This is a genomic window from Brevibacillus borstelensis (assembly GCF_003710865.1).
In the GTDB taxonomy this organism is placed as follows: domain Bacteria; phylum Bacillota; class Bacilli; order Brevibacillales; family Brevibacillaceae; genus Brevibacillus; species Brevibacillus borstelensis.
In genome coordinates this window covers 47,804-66,615 of sequence record NZ_RHHO01000020.1, presented here as the reverse complement: position 1 = coordinate 66,615, position 18,812 = coordinate 47,804, and the positions used below count along the sequence as shown (strand labels likewise).

The following is an 18,812-nucleotide window of genomic DNA, read 5'->3' as shown; positions in this document are numbered from 1 at the left end:
GTGCGGAAGGGATAAGCGCTGAAAGCATCTAAGCGTGAAGCCCCCTCCAAGATGAGACTTCCCACAGCGTTAAGCTGGTAAGACCCCTCATAGACGATGAGGTTGATAGGTTCGGTGTGGAAGCGCGGCAACGCGTGGAGCTGACGAATACTAATCGGTCGAGGACTTATCCACACAAATCCTTGCAGCATGCATATCCAGTTTTGAAGGCGCGAAGCAAGCCTGGTTACCGATTGGTAGCTGGGCTTTTTTGATTTTTGGAGGTTGCAGTTTCTGTCAAATAACGGATAACGTTTCATACAGAAGCACAGAATGAGGAAACCTGTCGAGATATTATCAATCTGCGCCGACAACTTCCCCCTTGCAGAGCGGAGAAGGGTACACTAACATGATAATGGATCGAATCTAACGTTGAAGAAAGCAAAGAGTGAGGAAATGAAGGAGATATATCATGAAAAAGATCTTGATCTTTTCTGCTTCCATTGGCAACGGGCATAATCAGGCAGCCAGAGCCATGCAGGAAAGCCTAGCCGAGATCGGCTACACATCGATGATTATCGATACCTTGGAATACATCAGCCCGACGTTTCACAAGATCTTGCTGGAAAGCTACATGAACCTGCTTCGTTTATCACCGAAAATGTGGGGACGCATTTACCACAACACCGAGAAAACCAGATTTTTTGACATGAACGTGTTAATGAACAAATTGTTGGCCAATAAACTAAAAAAACTGATCAACAGTGTGCAACCAGATGCTTTTATTGCGACGCATCCATTTGCCAGCTGCATGCTCTCCGTACTAAAAGGCCGAAACGATTGGAGAGAACCGATCTATACCATTATCACGGATTATACGATTCATCCATCATGGATTAATCATCACATTAACTATTACTTTATCGCTCATGAACAGCTGTACTATCTGGTGGACATTTATCGGCACAACCATGCCCAGTTCATTCCGATGGGCATACCCATCATGCGCAAATATAGCCAGCCTCTGGAGAAGGATAAGGTTCGGGAAAAACTCCAGGTACCGTCCGATCACTTGAGCATCATATTGTCAGGCGGAGGATTGGGGCTTGGATCAATGGAACAAGTTCTTGCCGGTCTGGAGCATATTGATATGCCAATAACCGCGTTTATCCTGACAGGGACGAATGACAAGCTGTATCGCAAGGTAACCGAGAATACGTATCGGCACAATGTGATACCGCTGCGCTTTGTCAACAACTTCCATGAGTATCTGGAGATTGCCGACCTGATTGTAACCAAATCAGGCGGCTTGACCTCGGCTGAGGTTATGAGCAAGCAGGTTCCCATGATTATTTACAACCCGCTCCCAGGACAGGAGGAGCGAAACAGCCATTTCTTGTTAAACAATGGATGTGCCGTTCACGCCCATGTATCCGAGCAGCTGATCTACTTTATTCACGAGATGCTCCATGATCCCACGAAGGTGGAATACATGAAGAGGATGGCTCAAAAAATAGCAAAACCGAAAGCGGCACAAAATATCGCTGAGTTTATCCGCAACGACATGCAAAGCTCGGCGGGAGAAGAAGGATAGGAGGACATCATGAGCATTCCCTTTGCAGTTCTTTTTGACATGGACGGTACGCTGCTGCAAACAGAGCGGCTCTCCACACCCGCATTCCAGAAGACATTTGAGGAGCTGCGAGAGAAAGGGCTCTGGAACGGAGCCACCCCCGATGAGCAGGAACTGACCAATGTATTGGGGATGACGATCGAACAACTGTGGGAGAAACTGCTTCCAGGAGCAAGCGAAGAGATCAAGAAAGTAGCAGACAAGCTGATGCTGAAGAATGAACTGATCTTGTTGAAACAAGGGATTGCGGACTTGTACCCGGGAGTTCGCGAGGTCTTGCAGGAGCTGCATGCCAACGGAACAGCACTTTTTGTCGCCAGCAACGGGTTGGAGCGCTATATCGACGAGATTTGCGAGCACTTCGGGATCAAACCATTGTTTACTGATCTTTACTCGGCTGGACGTTTTGGCACCCGATCCAAAAAGGACCTCGTGGCCAAGCTGCTTCAGGATTATCAGGTAAAACAAGCGGTCATGGTCGGGGATCGGCACTCCGATGTGGAGGCGGGGCTGGCTAACGGGTTAAAAACGATCGGGTGTGACTTCGGATTCGCCAAGCCAGGCGAGCTCGATGGTGCTGATGTGATCATTACACGATTTACCGATCTTTTGACCCACATACCTGATCGGCAGCACACATAAAAATAGACGTCTTGCCGGTCAATAAAAAAGCGTAATCGTTACAGCCATTCCATGAGGGATGGCTTTTCGTTTTGGTTTCAACTCCGTCCATTTTGCCAACACTAGAAAGTGTCTCCCCTCTTGCAAACCCCAAAAAAACGCATTATAATTAAAGTCAAAGATAGTCAAAGTCAATAATTAAAGAGCAAACACTGTGAACAGGAGGCGACTAATGCGTAACATCTCGGACATCATAGAGCAGCATTTAAAGCGAATTTTAACGGAAAGTCCAGACGGCTCTATCGAGATCCAGCGTAGCGAGCTTGCCGACATCTTTCAGTGTGTGCCTTCTCAAATCAATTACGTCATCAATACCCGATTTACTGTAGAAAAGGGATACGTCGTCGAAAGCAAGCGTGGCGGCGGAGGCTACATCCGGATTCGAAAGGTACAGATTGTCAGCAAAGCCAAACTGCAGGAGCTGCTCACTGAAGAGCTGATTGGCGAAAGCATCACGCAAGGTGTCGGTTATGCGATCATCGACCGCCTTTTGGAGGAAAAGTTGGTCAGTCAACGGGAGGCGGCTCTCATGAAGATCGCTACTTCGCGCAGTGTGCTTTTAGTGGATGCTGAATTGAGAGACCGTTTACGGGCTACCATGTTAAAGCAGATGATCGCCACGATTTTATTGCGGTAACCAATGCATTGGCAGGAGGGACGATAGGATGAACTGTGAAGAATGCGGCAAACGACAGGCTACGCTTCATCTGACCAAGATCGTCAACGGTGAAAAAACCGAATACCATATTTGCGAGCAATGTGCCCAGGAAAAAGGAGACGTCTTTCCCGGTTTTCATAACTTCAGCATCCATAATCTCCTTTCCGGCCTGCTCCATTTCGATCCGGCACAGAAAAAAACACAGGACACTCCGGCAAACAAAGCGCTGCGCTGCGAGACCTGCGGACTGACATACGCCCAATTCAGCAAGAGCGGCCGCTTTGGCTGCAGCGACTGCTACACGTTTTTGGGTGACCGCCTGGATCCGCTCTTCCGACGGATTCACGGGAATACGCAGCACATCGGCAAGGTTCCGGAACGTACCGGCGGCCAACTGAAGCGGCGCAAGGAGCTGGAGCAACTGAAACAAGCGCTTCAACGGCATATCGCCAGCGAAGAGTTTGAAAAAGCTGCGGAAATTCGCGACCGCATCAAGGCACTTGAACAAAAGCTGGGTCAATCGTAAACAGGGGAGGTGAGGAACATGTCCCAACAACAGTTTATGCAAAACCCTTGGAGCAACTGGATGAAGGGCGAGGGCCCTGATTCCGACATCGTCATCAGTACAAGGCTTCGGATCGCACGGAACCTTCGCCAGCATCCCTTCCCGCTTTTGGCTACTGACTCGCAGGCAGAGGAAGTGGTTCGCAAGGTGACAGAAGTGAGCGAGACCGAGGCGATGAAAAAGCTCGGACCACTCGAGCTCATCCAGATGGAACAGGTAAATCCGCTGGAAAAGCGCGTCCTCGTCGAGAAACACCTGATCAGCCCTCATTTGGCAGAAGAATCTCGAAAGGGAGCCGTGCTGTTAAGCAATGACGAATCGATCAGCATCATGGTAAACGAAGAAGACCACATTCGCATCCAGGTGCTGATGCCAGGCTTCCAACTCCAGCAGGCGTGGGATATGGGAACAAAAATCGACGACATTTTTGAAAAACATGTAAACTACGCATTCGATGAAAACAGAGGCTTTTTGACGAGCTGCCCGACCAATGTGGGAACAGGGATACGGGCATCGGTGATGCTTCACTTGCCGGCGCTCGTGATGACACAGCAGATCAACCGGATATTGCAGGCGATCAATCAAGTCGGATTGGTCGTGAGGGGCATCTACGGGGAGGGCAGCGAAGCGCTGGGCAACTTGTTCCAGCTCTCCAACCAGGTGACGCTCGGGATGTCCGAGTCGGATATCCTCTCCAACCTGTACGGTGTGGCAAGGCAGATCATCGAGCAGGAGCGAGTGGCTCGCCGGTACCTGGTTGAACACTCCAGAATCACTTTGGAGGACCGGATTCTCCGGTCGTACGGCATTCTTCAGTACGCCCGGACGGTTGAATCCAAGGAAGCAGCCCAAAGGCTTTCCGATGTCAGATTGGGGATTGATCTGGGGATTGTGAAAAACATTTCCCATCTCGTCTTAAATGAATTGCTCGTGACGACTCAGCCGGGCTTCCTGCAGCATCACGCAGGTCAAAAGCTGTCGCCCGACCAGCGGGACGAACGCAGAGCAAGGCTGATTCGGGAGAAACTGTCTGCTCGACAGTAAACAAGAATTTTCGCTGTCCATCATCGCTGTTATACGCAAAAATATAAGGAAACAACGCATAGAATATAAAGATGGTTACTGGAGGTGCAGAAGATATGATGTTTGGACGTTTTACCGAACGCGCGCAAAAAGTGTTGGCACTCGCCTTGGAAGAGGCCGTTAGATTGGGTCATAAGGATATCGGAACAGAGCATGTGCTGCTCGGTCTCATTCGTGAAGGAGAGGGGATTGCAGCCAAGGCGTTGCAGTCGCTCGGACTTGGTCTCGATAAAATTCAAAGTGAAGTAGAATCCTTGATTGGCCGCGGGACTGAGCAAGCGGGCGGAAACTATACCCCAAACTACACACCCCGTGCCAAAAAAGTGATTGAGCTTTCCATGGACGAAGCCCGAAAGCTGGGGCACACGTATGTGGGCACCGAGCATATCCTGCTTGGGTTGATTCGTGAAGGAGAAGGCATTGCCGCACGAATCATGAACAATCTGGGTGTAAGCCTGAACAAAGCCCGCCAACAAGTCCTTCAGCTTTTGGGAAGCTCGGAAATGATGAATTCCCACCAGCCGTCAGGCAGCAATCCTGCGGCCAATACGCCGACCCTGGACAGTCTGGCAAGAGACTTGACCGCAATCGCCCGTGATGGCGGACTTGATCCGGTGATCGGACGCCAAAAAGAGATTGAGCGAGTGATCCAGGTGTTGAGCCGCCGCACCAAGAACAACCCCGTGTTGATCGGGGAGCCTGGTGTCGGGAAGACGGCAATTGCCGAAGGACTTGCGCAAAAGATCATCAACAACGAAATCCCTGAAACGCTTCGCGACAAGCGCGTGATGACGCTGGACATGGGGACAGTCGTCGCCGGCACCAAGTATCGCGGGGAATTTGAAGACCGCCTGAAAAAAATCATGGATGAGATTCGTCAGGCCGGAAATATCATCCTCTTTATCGACGAGCTGCACACCTTGATCGGTGCAGGCGGAGCAGAGGGTGCGATTGATGCATCCAACATTTTGAAGCCAGCTCTGGCACGCGGTGAGCTTCAGTGTGTCGGCGCAACCACGCTGGATGAATACCGCAAGTATATTGAAAAGGACGCAGCCCTCGAGCGCCGTTTCCAGCCGATTCAGGTCGATCAGCCGAACACAGAGGACGCGATCAAAATCCTGCATGGCTTGCGTGATCGCTATGAGGCGCATCACCGTGTGAAAATTACCGATGAAGCGATTGAACAGGCGGTAAAACTGTCTGACCGTTACATTACAGACCGCTTCCTGCCGGACAAAGCAATTGACTTGATCGACGAAGCGGCGTCCAAAGTACGTCTCCAATCCTTTACTGTTCCGCCTAATCTGAAGGAACTGGAAGGGCGTCTGGAAGAAGTGCGCAAGGAAAAAGACGCGGCTGTCCAGTCTCAGGAGTTCGAAGAAGCAGCGTCTCTGCGCGACAAGGAGCAGAAGCTGCGCGAAGAACTGGAAAAAACGAAGAAGGACTGGAAAGAGCGTCAGGGCCAACTGAACATGGAGGTCACTCCTGAAGATATCGCCCACGTAGTGGCCAACTGGACCGGAATCCCGGTCGTCAAGCTGAAAGAAGAAGAGACAGAGCGCCTCTTGAAAATGGAAGAAATTCTGCATGATCGAGTGATCGGGCAGGATGAGGCAGTCAAATCGGTTGCTCGCGCCGTCCGCCGTGCTCGTGCCGGCTTGAAAGACCCGAAACGTCCGATCGGCTCCTTCATCTTCCTTGGCCCTACAGGGGTAGGGAAAACGGAATTGGCCCGGGCGGTTGCCGAGACGCTGTTTGGCGACGAGGACGCGATGATTCGGGTCGACATGTCGGAGTACATGGAGAAACATTCCACGGCGCGTCTGGTCGGAGCTCCTCCGGGATATGTCGGTTACGATGAAGGCGGTCAACTGACAGAGAAGGTCCGCCGCAAACCGTATTCCGTCATCCTTTTGGACGAAATTGAAAAGGCGCATCCGGATGTCTTCAACATTCTCCTGCAGGTGCTGGACGATGGACGCCTGACCGACTCCAAAGGCAGAACCGTTGATTTCCGCAACACGGTTGTGATTATGACATCCAACGTCGGAGCCAACCTGATCAAGAAAAACACAACGCTCGGCTTCACCGCCGGCAATGAAACAGAGAAGAAATACCAGGACATGAAAGACAAGGTCATGGAAGAACTGAAGAAAAGCTTCCGCCCCGAGTTCCTGAACCGGATTGACGAAGTCATCGTCTTCCACTCGCTGGAGCAGGAGCATATCGAGCAGATTGTTTCCTTGATGACCGAAGATCTTCGCAAGCGTCTGAGAGAGCAGGAGATCGATTTCCAACTTACCGATGCTGCCAAGAAAGTGCTGGCCAAGGAGGGCTTCGATCCCGCTTACGGGGCAAGGCCGCTGCGCCGCGCTATCCAGCGCAACATCGAAGACAGATTGTCCGAAGAACTTTTGAAAGGCAGCATCAGCAAAGGCGACACTGTTTCGATAGATGCTGAAGATGAAAAGCTTGTAGTAAAACGTCTGGAGAAAACAACCTCATAACCAGAGGTTTAGGCAAACGTTTAGAAAGGGTACCTCCTCAATATACAGGAGGTATTCTTTTTTTGTTTTCATCATGTATGATAATCGTATAGAGGAGAATCCCAAAACGAGGTACAAACTATGTCCAAGTATAAAACGAAATACGCGTGTCAAGAATGTGGCTATGAATCGCCCAAATGGATGGGGAAATGTCCTGGATGCAACAATTGGAATACGATGGTGGAAGAGGTTGCGGTAAAGACCGCCTCCCGTCATGAGAGTTTGCGTGGCGGACAGCGGCAAACAGCAGCCCTTCCGCTGACAGAGGTGGCCGGCGAAGAAGAGCCGCGGATGGATACAACGATAGGTGAATTAAACCGGGTTCTGGGCGGAGGGCTCGTTCCCGGCTCAATGGTTCTGGTCGGCGGAGACCCGGGGATCGGGAAGTCTACCTTGCTGTTGCAAACGTCGTTCGCGCTTGCACACGGGGGAATAAAGGTCTTGTACGTATCCGGCGAGGAGTCCGCCAAGCAAATCAAATTGCGTGCCGATCGGCTCGGAATGAGCACGCCGCCGATGTATGTGCTTGCAGAAAACGATTTGGAGCTTATTGAGCAGCACATTGCCCAGGTCGATCCCCAGGTCCTGATCATCGACTCGATTCAGACTGTCTTCCATCCCGCTGTCCAATCAGCGGCGGGGAGTGTCGCACAGGTGAGGGAAACAACCTCTCAACTGATGCGAATCGCCAAGGGAAAAGGAATCGCAACTTTTATCGTCGGTCACGTGACGAAGGAAGGCGCGATTGCCGGGCCCCGCATGCTGGAGCATATGGTGGATGCGGTCTTGTACTTTGAAGGGGAACGGCATAATACGTTCCGCATTTTGCGAGCAGTGAAAAACCGCTTTGGCTCGACGAATGAAATCGGCATCTTTGAGATGAAAGAAAAGGGGCTCGAGGAAGTTGGAAACCCTTCGGAAATCTTTTTGGCAGAACGTCCGGTCGGCGTCGCTGGCTCGACTGTAGTGGCCAGCATGGAGGGAACCAGGCCGGTTCTGGTAGAGCTTCAGGCGCTGGTTGCACCGACCAGCTTTGTGACCCCGCGTCGGATGGCTACCGGCGTGGATCACCAGCGAGTCGGCATGATCATGGCAGTGCTTGAGAAGCGCATGGGTCTCATGCTGCAAAATCAGGATGCCTATGTCAACGTGGCTGGCGGTGTCCGTTTGGATGAGCCCGCTGTCGATTTGGCGATAGCTGTCAGCATTGCCAGCAGCTTTCGCGATCACGCGACCAATCCCCATGATGTCGTGATCGGGGAAGTGGGATTAACGGGTGAAGTCCGCGGCGTGTCCCGGATTGAACAGCGGATTCGCGAAGCGCACAAGCTAGGATTCAAACGGGTGATCATCCCGTCCAAAAATATCCGCGGTCTTGACGTTCCATCGGACATCGAGGTAGTCGGTGTAAGCAATATTTCGGAAGCATTAAGCGAAGTGCTAAGGGGGTAGGGGCACCTGTATGCTTGATACAAACAAAAGAGAACCTGTCTACAGCGATGTGCTTCGTCTTGTTGCTCCCGGAACCCCGCTCCGAGAGGGATTGGAAAACGTGCTGCGGGCCAAAACCGGCGGTTTGATCGTTGTCGGATTCGGTCCGGATATGAAGAACATTGTCGACGGGGGGTTTTCCATTAATTGCGACTTCACTCCGGCACATTTATATGAATTGGCCAAGATGGACGGGGCGATCATAGTTAGTGAGGATGCAAAAAAAATCTTGTATGCCAATACCCAGTTGTTTCCTCCCGCTGCGATCCCTTCGAGTGAAACAGGGACCCGTCATCGAACGGCGCAAAGAACAGCACTGCACACAAACTACCTGGTCATCGCCATTTCCCAGCGTCGCAACGTCATTACCTTGTACCAAGGTCCATTCCGCTATGTCCTGAACGAGATCAGCGTGATTCTGGCCAAGGCCAACCAAGCGATTTCCACGCTGGAAAAGTACAAGGCTGTACTCGATCAGACCCTAACCAACCTCGGAGCGCTGGAGTTCGAAGAGCTGGTGACGCTCCATGAGGTAACCTCTGTGCTGCAGAGAATCGAAATGGTGCTGCGCATTAAAGCAGAGATCACCAAATATATATACGAATTAGGGACGGAAGGCCGGCTTGTCACCATGCAGCTGGAGGAATTGGTCGGCAATATCGAAGAAGAAGCGCACATGCTGATCCGCGATTACGCCAAAAATCCTGCCGTGCAGCCAGAGCAAGTCTTGAAGGAGATGAAAAAGCTCTCAGCAGAAGAGGTGCTCGAAATGGGGGCTTTTTTACGGATTCTCGGTTATTCGGCCAACCCGAACATGCTGGAAGAGTCTCTCTCGCCCCGCGGGTATCGGATCCTGCACAAAATTCCTCGCCTTCCCATTTCGATCATCTCAAATCTCGTTGAGCATTTTCACAATTTGCCCCGAATCATGATGGCAACGATCGAAGAACTGGACGAGGTTGACGGCATTGGAGAGGTTCGCGCACGGGCGATCAAAGACGGACTGAAGAGAATTCAAGAACAGGTGTTCATTGACAGACACATTTGAGTTAGAATAGGATAGAGACATTATTGTTTTGATATTGCCAAAGGATTACAAAGCAAGGGCTGGCAGAATTGCCATACCCGTTTCTCCTTTGCGCAGGAAACCAGGAGGTAGTCTATGTTCGTTAAATCGTTACCGAACATGCTAACCGTGAGCAATTTGTTCTTGGGTATCGTAGCCATCATTCTCGCCTTTCAGGGCAACCAATATGTGGAGTATGCTGCGATTACGGTAATTATTGGTATGTTGATGGATGGTCTGGATGGACGCGTGGCTCGCATGCTGAATGCACAGAGCGAATTTGGCAAAGAATTGGATTCTCTTTCCGACGTGATTACATTTGGAGTGGCCCCGGCTTTTATCATGTACGTGGTGGCCCTGCAAGATCTCAATTTGATCGGCATTTTCGTAACAGCCGTTTTCCCGATCTGCGGTGCTTTGCGACTGGCCCGTTTTAACGTACAAGCAGGTGTGCCAGGCTATTTTATCGGGTTGCCGATTACGGCTGCAGGCGGGGTGTTGGCTACGCTTGCGCTGTACCATCATGTGTTTAATGTAGCGTTGCTCGCGGTCAGCATGCTGCTGCTCGCTTTTCTGATGGTATCCAACATCAAGTACCCCAACTTCAAAAAAGTGGGGATTCCCAAAGCAGCGTATTGGATCACACCCATTATCGTTGCGATCGTAGTCGTTTTCGCGGTCAAATACCCGCAGCAGTTCCCGAAAATTGTCTTCTTGCCATTGGCATTTTACGCACTTTACGGGATAAAAAAAAACGTTGACCTACTCCTGAAAAAATTGCGAAAAGAAAAGAAGGAAGAAAACGAATCGCTGCCATTTGAATAACCGCGCGCAAAAAACCCGCTCTATGGAAGCGGGTTTTTTCTGTGAGCACGCAACTTTTTTGTTGTTTCATTCGTAATACCAAATGGGAGCTTTATGAAAGGTTAAATACACCAAGGGTATGTAACCGCTCCGATTCCTTTTGGATGACATCTTCGAGCCGGATATCAGTAATATTGCATAGCGCAGTGAGATAAAAGAGATTTTTGCCCAGTTCAGCGGTAACTACGTCACGGCAATGCTCGCACAAAGGGCCGGAAAAATGTGTGTCCAGCAGTGTCTGGTTATCCTGCAGGCTTTTTTGGGGATCGTAGGTTTGCTTTCTGGCCACTACTTCGACACAGCCGCATTCGGTGATGGCTTTGGTGAGTGAACGGTTGATGCGGGCTGCGCTTTCTTGAACTTTGGACATAACGTCCAGAACGCTGCGATGTCTGATCAGCAGCTCCGAAACTTGGGATTGAAAGTCGTCCACGTTTCGCTTTTCCATATGATTCACCTCTGCTTTAGGCTGCTACCATCTTCAGAATTTTTATTCAATGCATTACTGTCATTATAAGAAGGGAATCCGGCTGCTGTCAATTTGAAAGCGAGGGAAACGGAAGTTCTCCATTGACGTTAAATTGCCATGTATGTTAAAATTTTTGGCTATTTGACACTAGAATTTAACTTTTGTTATAGTGAGGGAAAGTCTCGCAGCATATTCGTTAGCATTATGTTTTTGATAAGCAGGGTTTTTCAGCAAAGCTTCTGTCTATATTAATATCAAGGAGGTGAAAGCATGGTTCGCCGATTAGGGAAAATTTGTTTTATACTTGTCGGAGGAGGTTTGGGCTTCAAGTTTGGTCCTGATCTTTTTAACCTCTTGAACACGCTTTTAAATTTTGGTGACTTCAAGTACACAAGCTACATCGGAGCTGTTTTGGGAGCCGTGCTGTTCTTCTTCTTCGCCAACTGGTTTGTCGATTACACATTGAGAATCGTCCGCTGGGGTGAAGAGACGCTGTTAAAATTGCCGATCGTGGATGTCATGTTTGGAGCTTTGGGGTTGATTATTGGTCTTATCGTTGCCTTTTTATTATTTCTCCAGCTCAGCAACATCCCGATACCGGTAGTCAGCGATTTGCTGCCGCTGATGGTTTCCGCATTACTCGGCTATCTCGGCTTTCAGGTGGGATTCCGCAAGCGCGACGAGATCATGTCCGTCTTTTCCATCGGGCGCAAGGACAAGTCCAAGAAGGAAAGTGGCGGGTCTCCGTCCAACGTGGAGTACAAGATCCTGGATACAAGCGTGATTATTGACGGACGAATCGCCGACATTTGCCGGACCGGCTTTCTCGAGGGCGTACTCGTTATCCCCGGTTTTGTGCTGGAGGAGCTGCAGCATATCGCTGATTCTTCCGATGTACTGAAAAGAAACCGCGGACGTCGCGGTCTGGACATTCTAAACAAGATTCAAAAGGAAATGAAGGTAAAGGTTCAGATCTACGAGGGAGACTTTGAAGAAGTTTCGGAAGTGGACAGCAAGCTGATCAAGCTGGCGAAGGTGATGAACGGCAAAGTCGTCACCAATGATTTCAACCTGAACAAGGTGTGCGAGCTGCAGGGAGTGGCTGTCCTGAATATCAACGATCTGGCCAATGCAGTAAAACCGGTGGTGCTCCCGGGCGAAGAGCTGACTGTGCAAGTCATCAAGGACGGCAAGGAGCATGGCCAGGGAGTGGCTTATCTCGACGATGGCACGATGATCGTCGTTGAGGGCGGCCGCGACTACATCGGGCACGATCTGGAAGTGCTCGTAACCAGCGTATTGCAAACATCGGCTGGAAGGATGATCTTCGCCAAGCCGAAGCTTTTGGAAAAAGCGTTGTAAGGGATGAAGCGAAGGGGAGGGATGCAGCCTCCCTTTTCGAACATCCAGAGCAGAGAGACTGGAGAGGAAGTAACGTGGAAACGGGAGTCGTAATCGTTGCGGCTGGTTCCGGGAAGCGCATGGGAGCAGAACGTAACAAGCTTTGGCTGCCGCTTGGCGGTGAGCCGATCTTGACTCGTACGGTACGCCTGTTCACCAGCCATCCCGAAATCGGGGAAATTGTACTGGTGGTAAGCGCACAGGATCATGAAGAGGTACTGGAGTGGAAGCGCCAGGAGAAGCTGAAGCTGACCGTTGTGCTTGGCGGAGCCGAAAGGCAGGACAGCGTCAGAAACGGCTTGGCTGCTCTTTCCTCAGACTGCTCGTACGTGCTGGTACACGATGCTGCCCGTCCTTTCGTAACTCGTGAACAAATCAGCGAGATGATTCGGCAGGTGCGGCGTGATCGGGCTTCGATCATGGCCGTTCCCGTCAAGGATACCATCAAAGTGGTAGGGGCTGACGGAGTAGTCCAGTCGACCCCGGCACGCGAGAGCTTGTGGGCGGTCCAAACCCCACAAGCTTTTCTCGTTTCCTTGTTGCGAGAGGCGCATGAAGCGGCATTGCAGGCAGGCAAGACAGGTACCGACGACGCGATGCTGGTCGAATGGCTGGGGCATACCGTCAGTGTTGTCCGGGGAAGTTACGAAAACATCAAGATCACCACGCCGGATGATCTGTGGTTTGGAGAAGAAATCTTGCGGAGAAGAAAGGGAGAGGGATCATGAGAATCGGACAAGGCTTTGATGTACATCAATTAGTGGAGGGACGTCCTTGCATTATTGGCGGAGTAACGATCCCGTATGAAAAAGGGCTGCTCGGCCACTCGGACGCTGATGTCCTGCTGCACGCGATCAGCGACGCATTGCTCGGGGCGATTGGCGAGGGCGATATCGGCCGTCACTTTCCCGATACGGACCCTGCCTTTAAAGATGCCGACAGCGTCAAGCTGATGGAGCATGTGTGGGAGCTGGTTAAACAAAAGGGATACCGTCTGGGCAACCTCGACGCTACGATCATTGCGCAGGCTCCCAAAATGGCCCCTTATATTCCGCAGATGCGCGAGCTGATTGCCAGAGTGCTTGAAGCAGAGGATTTGTCGCAGGTTAACGTAAAGGCCACCACCTCGGAAAAATTGGGCTTTACCGGACGAGGAGAGGGAATTGCTGCCCAAGCCGCCTGCTTGCTTGTCAAGTAATGCGGACTGGGTGTAAGATTAACCCGTAGATACGAAGTGACAGAAGGAAGCGATTATTGCTTCACGAAAGGATGGCGCAATCATGGCTAAAGAAATCCGCACACGGTATGCTCCAAGTCCGACTGGACATTTACATATTGGCGGTGCGCGCACTGCACTTTTCAACTATTTGTTCGCCAAGCATCACGGAGGCTCTTTCATCGTTCGGATCGAGGATACGGATCAGACCCGGAACGTAGAAAACGCCGACGAAGAACAGATGAAAAATCTGAAGTGGCTGGGCATCACCTGGGAAGAGGGGACGGACATCGGCGGCCCGTACGGACCTTACCGCCAGATGGATCGTCTCGACATTTACCGCAAGTACATCGATCAGCTTCTGGCTGAAGGGAAAGCGTACTACTGTTACGCGACCAAGGAAGAGCTCGATGCGGAGCGTGAGGAACAGATCGCCCGTGGAGAAACGCCGCGCATCCTGGAGAAGCATCGCCATGTTACACCGGAACAGCGTGAACAGTACGAAAGGGAGGGCCGCACCCCATCCATCCACTTTATGGTGCCGGATGACAAACAGTACGTGGTCAACGATTTGATTCGCGGGCAGGTTACGTTTGATTCCAAAGAGATGGGCGACTTTGTCATCTGTCGACCGGACGGGATCCCGACTTACAATTTTGCTGTTGTCATTGACGACTACCTGATGAAGATCAGTCACGTCTTCCGCGGGGAGGAGCATCTGTCCAATACGCCTCGCCAGCTGATGATTTACGAAGCGTTTGGCTGGGAGCCGCCTCAGTTTGGCCATCTGGCGCTGATCCTCAATCAGGAAGGCAAAAAGATGTCCAAGCGCGACGAGAGCATCATCCAGTTTATTGAACAGTATCGCGAGCTCGGTTTCCTGCCGGACGCGATCGTCAACTTCCTGGTGCTGCTCGGCTGGTCTCCAGGCGGAGAAGAAGAGATCTTCTCGCTGGACGAGCTGATCAAGCTGTTCTCGGAAGAGCGCGTGAGCAAATCGCCGGCAGTGTTCGACTCCACGAAAATGAACTGGATGAACAACTTCTACATCAAACGTCAATCGGTTGATCTGATTACGGAGATGTGCATTCCTCATTTGCAAAAAGCCGGCTTTATCGATGAGGAACTGAGCGAGGAGAAAAAGGCGTGGGTACGCAGCATCGTCGCCCTCTATCAGGAGCAGATGTCGTACTGTGCGCAGATTGTGCCGCTGGCCGCTCTTTTCTTCCTCGAAGAAGTGGTGTACGATGAAGAGGCAAGAGCTGTACTCAAGGAACCGCAATTGCCGGAGGTATTGACTTCCTTTGCCAAACACCTTGAGGCGGCTGCTGAATATAATGCAGATACGATCAAGGCCATTTTGAAAGACGTGCAGAAAGAAACAGGCCATAAAGGAAAGGCTCTGTTCATGCCGGTCCGCGTTGCGGCCACCGGTCAGGCGCATGGCCGCGATCTGGCGGAAACGCTCTATCTGCTGGGACAACAGACCGTGCTTGAGCGTGTAAAGCGCGTATTGGCAAACGGCGAGTAAGGAAATGAATACTGCAAGGGCGGACGTTTTTGATCGCCTGATGCAATATAGCTATGACCAGGAGAGTACTGCAGCAAGTCTCGTCCAAAGAGAGGATGGAAAGGTGAGAGCCGTCCGGCGAGACCTGTCAGGAAATGCACCTGTGAGCTGTGACCCCGAACCCGGCGTCTATCTGTATTGACAAGACCGGCAGTAGGGCAATCGGTGGCCCGCCGTTATCGGGAAAGAGCGAGATTTGCCGTGTTCGTTCATTTTGACGGACAATTGGCGATCTAAGCAGAGTGGAACCGCGGTTCAACCCGTCTCTGCCTCCTTCTGATTCGAAGGCGGCAGAGGCGTTTTTGTTTTTCTACAATCATTTTTGGAGAGGTAAACGAAGCAGGAGGTGAAACCCTGTGCTTTCACAGATGAGGGATGACATTCAGGCAGTATTTGAGCGTGATCCGGCAGCACGCAGCACATTCGAAGTGGTGTTGACGTATTCCGGACTTCATGCGATATGGGGACATCGCATTGCCCATAAGTGCTGGAAAGCCGGTTGGTTTACGCTTGCGCGGGCTATTTCGCAGTTTTTCCGCTTCATCACCGGAATCGAGATTCATCCAGGGGCCAAGATCGGCAACCGGCTGTTTATTGACCACGGGATGGGTGTCGTGATCGGGGAGACCTGTGAGATCGGTGACAATGTCACCATTTATCAAGGGGTAACATTGGGCGGGACAGGCAAGGAAAAAGGGAAGCGGCATCCGACTGTAGGCAATAATGTAATTATCGCTTCAGGGGCTAAAGTGCTGGGTTCCTTTAAAATCGGAGATAATTCCAAGATCGGGGCAGGCTCGGTCGTGCTGCAGGAGGTGCCGCCCAATTCTACGGTCGTAGGTATTCCGGGCCGCATCCGCATACAGGACGGAAAAAAGGTCACGAATGATCTGGACCACGTCAATTTGCCCGACCCGGTGGCGGACATGATTCGGACCATGCAGCAGGAAATCGAGCAGTTGCGCAAAGAAGTGAGCGCTTTGAGGGAGGATAAGAAGGATAATGAGCATTCAGTTCACTAATACGCTGACCAAACAAAAGGAAGCGTTTGTTCCACTGGAACCCGGCAAAGTGAAGATGTACGTGTGCGGACCGACTGTGTACAACTACATCCACATCGGCAATGCCCGTCCGGCCATTGTGTTTGATACGCTCCGCCGCTACCTGAAATACCGGGGCTACGAGGTTACTTTTGTGCAAAATATTACAGATGTCGACGATAAGCTGATCCGGAAAGCCAACGAGGAGGGCATCACGGTAAAAGAGGTGGCAGATCGGTATACAGACGCCTTTAACGAAGATCTGCGTTCCCTCAATATCCTGCCGCCGGACATCCAGCCCAGGGTCATGCAGACCATTCCGGAGATCATTCAGTTTATCGAAGGACTGATTGAAAAAGGATATGCCTATGATAGTGAGGGTGACGTTTATTTCCGCACAGGTCGTTTCACCGAGTACGGCAAGCTTTCCCATCAGCCTCTCGATGAGCTGCAGGCGGGCGCTCGCGTAGAGATCAATGAAAAGAAAGAAAACCCGCTTGATTTTGCGCTGTGGAAGGCAGCCAAGCCGGGTGAGGTAAGCTGGAGCAGTCCGTGGGGAGAAGGCCGTCCCGGCTGGCATATCGAGTGCTCGGCAATGGCATTGAAGTTTCTCGGAGACCAGATCGATATTCACGCGGGGGGAGCCGATCTTGTTTTCCCTCACCATGAAAATGAAATTGCTCAATCTGAGTGCTACACGGGAAAAGTATTTGCCCGCTACTGGCTTCACAACGGTATGCTCAACATCAACAATGAAAAAATGTCCAAGTCGCTCGGAAACTTCATCCTTGCACGCGACCTGATCCAGCATTACGGCGGAGAGCTGATCCGATTTTTCATGCTGCAGGGTCACTACCGCAATCCGATCAACTTCAGCGATGATCTTCTCGAACAGGCTGCCAATGGATTGGAGCGCATTAAGACGGCTTACGCCAATCTCCGCCATCGCCTGGAGACTGCCCGGCCGCAGGAGCCGAACGGGCTGGCCGAAGAACAGGCCCGCACGATCAGTCAGCTGCGGGAACAGTTCATTGCCGAGATGGACGACGATCTGAATACGGCCAATGCGATTACGGTCGTTTACGAGGTCGTCAAGGAAGCCAATCTGTACTTGCGCAATCAAAATGTCGGTCGGGAGCAAGTCGAGCAGTATCTCTCGCTGCTGACGGAGCTGACGAGCGTACTCGGCGTGCAGCTTGAACAGGCGGAGGAGCTGCTGGACAGCGAGGTGGAGGCGCTCATCGGAGAGCGTACGGAAGCGCGCCGCTTACGCAACTTTGCTCGTGCCGACGAGATTCGCGATCTCCTCAGCGAAAAGGGAATTGTACTGGAGGATACCCCTCAAGGTGTTCGCTGGCGCAGAAAATAAAGGGGCATAACAAAACATGCAAAAGGAAGAGCTATCAAAAGACCCGCATTTGTTAAATCCGCTGGTGCTCGCTTTTTTGGGCGACGCTACGTATTCGCATTGCGTTCGCTACCATTTAATCGCAAAAGGTCTGGTCAAGCCAAATGTGCTTCACAAGACGGCCAATCAGTACGTCTCTGCAAAAGCGCAGGCTAACATCCTGCTGACCCTGATGCCTCTGTTCACGGAAGAGGAGGCAGCGGTGGTGAGGCGCGGGCGCAACGCCAAATCCGGCTCCAGCGCAAAGAATGCCGATATTATCGATTACCGGCACGCTACCGCTTTTGAGGCGCTCGTCGGCTACTTGTATCTGTGCGGGAAAGAAGAGCGGCTGGCGGAGATTATGGAGCAGGCATTTGCCATTGTGGAAGGAGTATACGGACATGAGTGAAGAGTGGATTGTCGGAAAGAATCCGATTATCGAGGCGTTGCGGTCTGGCCGTACCATGAACAAGATATGGATAGCGGAAGGGACCAATAAAAATTTGATGGGACCCATTTTTTCCCTTGCCAAGGAGCAAGGGGTGATTGTCACCACGGCCAACCGCAAAAAGCTCGACCAGCTTTGCGGCACCGACAATCACCAGGGTGTGATTGCCTCAGTCGCCGCCTATGACTACGTCGAAGTGGAGGACATTCTGAAGAGAGCCGAGGAACGCAATGAACTGCCGTTCCTCATACTGCTCGATGAGCTCGAGGACCCCCACAACCTGGGGTCCATCATGCGGACGGCAGATGCGGTGGGAGCGCACGGAATTGTCATTCCGAAACGGCGTTCGGTCAGTTTGACGGCGACTGTAGCAAAGGCCTCCGCCGGCGCAATCAACTACGTCCCCGTAGCGCGGGTGACCAACCTGGTTCGTACGATGGAGGAACTGAAGGAAAAAGGCGTCTGGATCGCCGGGACGGACGCCAGTGCCAAACAAGACTTCCGCCAAGGCGATTACTCGATGCCGCTGGCGATCGTGATCGGCAGCGAAGGCAAGGGCATGAGCAGATTGGTAAAGGACAACTGTGATTTCCTGTACAGCCTGCCCATGGCGGGAAATGTCACCTCGCTGAATGCCTCAGTAGCTGCTGCCCTTCTCATGTACGAAGTTTACCGCGCGAGGAGTCCTTTGTCGGCACAGGTGAAGTGA

The 18,812-nt window shown here is 51.6% G+C and carries 18 protein-coding genes and 1 rRNA gene; 18 read left to right on the top strand and 1 reads right to left on the bottom strand.

Annotation, left to right across the window (positions count from 1 at the left end; all coding sequences use genetic code 11):
- The 10 genes from EDM54_RS11245 to pssA all read left to right on the top strand — a co-directional run.
- Positions 1 to 174: ribosomal RNA gene (locus EDM54_RS11245) — 23S ribosomal RNA — on the top strand; the annotation flags it as partial.
- Positions 175 to 451: 277 nt separating this feature from the next.
- A complete protein-coding gene (locus EDM54_RS11240; protein WP_003392058.1) occupies positions 452 to 1,573 on the top strand; it encodes an MGDG synthase family glycosyltransferase in 1,122 nt (373 codons plus the stop codon).
- 9 nt (positions 1,574 to 1,582) lie between these two features.
- Positions 1,583 to 2,254, top strand: a complete 672-nt coding sequence (locus tag EDM54_RS11235; RefSeq protein WP_031932711.1) for an HAD family hydrolase — start codon at positions 1,583 to 1,585, stop codon at positions 2,252 to 2,254.
- A gap of 211 nt (positions 2,255 to 2,465) precedes the next feature.
- Positions 2,466 to 2,930, top strand: coding sequence for a CtsR family transcriptional regulator (locus EDM54_RS11230; RefSeq protein ID WP_003392054.1), 465 nt, complete (start codon positions 2,466 to 2,468; stop codon positions 2,928 to 2,930).
- 28 nt (positions 2,931 to 2,958) lie between these two features.
- Positions 2,959 to 3,477, top strand: a complete 519-nt coding sequence (gene mcsA, locus EDM54_RS11225) for a protein-arginine kinase activator protein McsA (protein ID WP_003392052.1) — start codon at positions 2,959 to 2,961, stop codon at positions 3,475 to 3,477.
- An 18-nt stretch (positions 3,478 to 3,495) separates the two neighbouring features.
- Complete coding sequence (gene mcsB, locus EDM54_RS11220) at positions 3,496 to 4,560, top strand: protein-arginine kinase McsB (protein WP_003392050.1); 1,065 nt, start codon at positions 3,496 to 3,498, stop codon at positions 4,558 to 4,560.
- 95 nt (positions 4,561 to 4,655) lie between these two features.
- Positions 4,656 to 7,109, top strand: coding sequence for an ATP-dependent Clp protease ATP-binding subunit (locus EDM54_RS11215; protein ID WP_003392048.1), 2,454 nt, complete (start codon positions 4,656 to 4,658; stop codon positions 7,107 to 7,109).
- A gap of 120 nt (positions 7,110 to 7,229) precedes the next feature.
- The gene (radA, locus tag EDM54_RS11210; RefSeq protein ID WP_003392047.1) at positions 7,230 to 8,600 is read left to right on the top strand and encodes a DNA repair protein RadA; all 1,371 of its coding nucleotides are present in this window, start codon (positions 7,230 to 7,232) and stop codon (positions 8,598 to 8,600) included.
- A 10-nt stretch (positions 8,601 to 8,610) separates the two neighbouring features.
- Complete coding sequence (disA, locus tag EDM54_RS11205) at positions 8,611 to 9,687, top strand: DNA integrity scanning diadenylate cyclase DisA (protein ID WP_003392045.1); 1,077 nt, start codon at positions 8,611 to 8,613, stop codon at positions 9,685 to 9,687.
- Positions 9,688 to 9,801: 114 nt separating this feature from the next.
- Positions 9,802 to 10,530, top strand: a complete 729-nt coding sequence (pssA, locus tag EDM54_RS11200) for a CDP-diacylglycerol--serine O-phosphatidyltransferase (protein ID WP_003392042.1) — start codon at positions 9,802 to 9,804, stop codon at positions 10,528 to 10,530.
- Positions 10,531 to 10,621: 91 nt separating this feature from the next.
- Here pssA and EDM54_RS11195 read toward each other — a convergent pair whose 3' ends face one another.
- Positions 10,622 to 11,017, bottom strand: a complete 396-nt coding sequence (locus EDM54_RS11195; protein WP_003392040.1) for a nucleoside triphosphate pyrophosphohydrolase family protein — start codon at positions 11,015 to 11,017, stop codon at positions 10,622 to 10,624.
- Positions 11,018 to 11,308: 291 nt separating this feature from the next.
- On the opposite strand from EDM54_RS11195, the gene EDM54_RS11190 reads away from it, so the two are divergent.
- The 8 genes from EDM54_RS11190 to rlmB all read left to right on the top strand — a co-directional run bounded on the left by EDM54_RS11190 (position 11,309) and on the right by rlmB (position 18,812).
- Positions 11,309 to 12,400, top strand: coding sequence for a PIN/TRAM domain-containing protein (locus EDM54_RS11190; RefSeq protein WP_003392038.1), 1,092 nt, complete (start codon positions 11,309 to 11,311; stop codon positions 12,398 to 12,400).
- A 74-nt stretch (positions 12,401 to 12,474) separates the two neighbouring features.
- A complete protein-coding gene (gene ispD / locus EDM54_RS11185) occupies positions 12,475 to 13,167 on the top strand; it encodes a 2-C-methyl-D-erythritol 4-phosphate cytidylyltransferase (RefSeq protein WP_122958195.1) in 693 nt (230 codons plus the stop codon).
- The gene (gene ispF, locus EDM54_RS11180; protein WP_003392034.1) at positions 13,164 to 13,637 is read left to right on the top strand and encodes a 2-C-methyl-D-erythritol 2,4-cyclodiphosphate synthase; all 474 of its coding nucleotides are present in this window, start codon (positions 13,164 to 13,166) and stop codon (positions 13,635 to 13,637) included. The genes ispD and ispF overlap by 4 nt, the downstream gene beginning before the upstream one ends.
- An 82-nt stretch (positions 13,638 to 13,719) precedes the next feature.
- Complete coding sequence (gene gltX, locus EDM54_RS11175) at positions 13,720 to 15,186, top strand: glutamate--tRNA ligase (RefSeq protein ID WP_003392032.1); 1,467 nt, start codon at positions 13,720 to 13,722, stop codon at positions 15,184 to 15,186.
- 395 nt (positions 15,187 to 15,581) lie between these two features.
- The gene (cysE, locus tag EDM54_RS11170; protein WP_003392031.1) at positions 15,582 to 16,247 is read left to right on the top strand and encodes a serine O-acetyltransferase; all 666 of its coding nucleotides are present in this window, start codon (positions 15,582 to 15,584) and stop codon (positions 16,245 to 16,247) included.
- Complete coding sequence (gene cysS, locus EDM54_RS11165) at positions 16,228 to 17,634, top strand: cysteine--tRNA ligase (RefSeq protein WP_024984060.1); 1,407 nt, start codon at positions 16,228 to 16,230, stop codon at positions 17,632 to 17,634. The genes cysE and cysS overlap by 20 nt, the downstream gene beginning before the upstream one ends.
- A gap of 16 nt (positions 17,635 to 17,650) precedes the next feature.
- Positions 17,651 to 18,064 (top strand): Mini-ribonuclease 3, encoded by a 414-nt coding sequence (locus EDM54_RS11160; RefSeq protein ID WP_003392027.1) that lies wholly within the window; start codon positions 17,651 to 17,653, stop codon positions 18,062 to 18,064.
- Positions 18,057 to 18,812, top strand: a complete 756-nt coding sequence (rlmB, locus tag EDM54_RS11155) for a 23S rRNA (guanosine(2251)-2'-O)-methyltransferase RlmB (protein ID WP_003392024.1) — start codon at positions 18,057 to 18,059, stop codon at positions 18,810 to 18,812. Before EDM54_RS11160 ends, rlmB begins: the two co-directional genes overlap by 8 nt.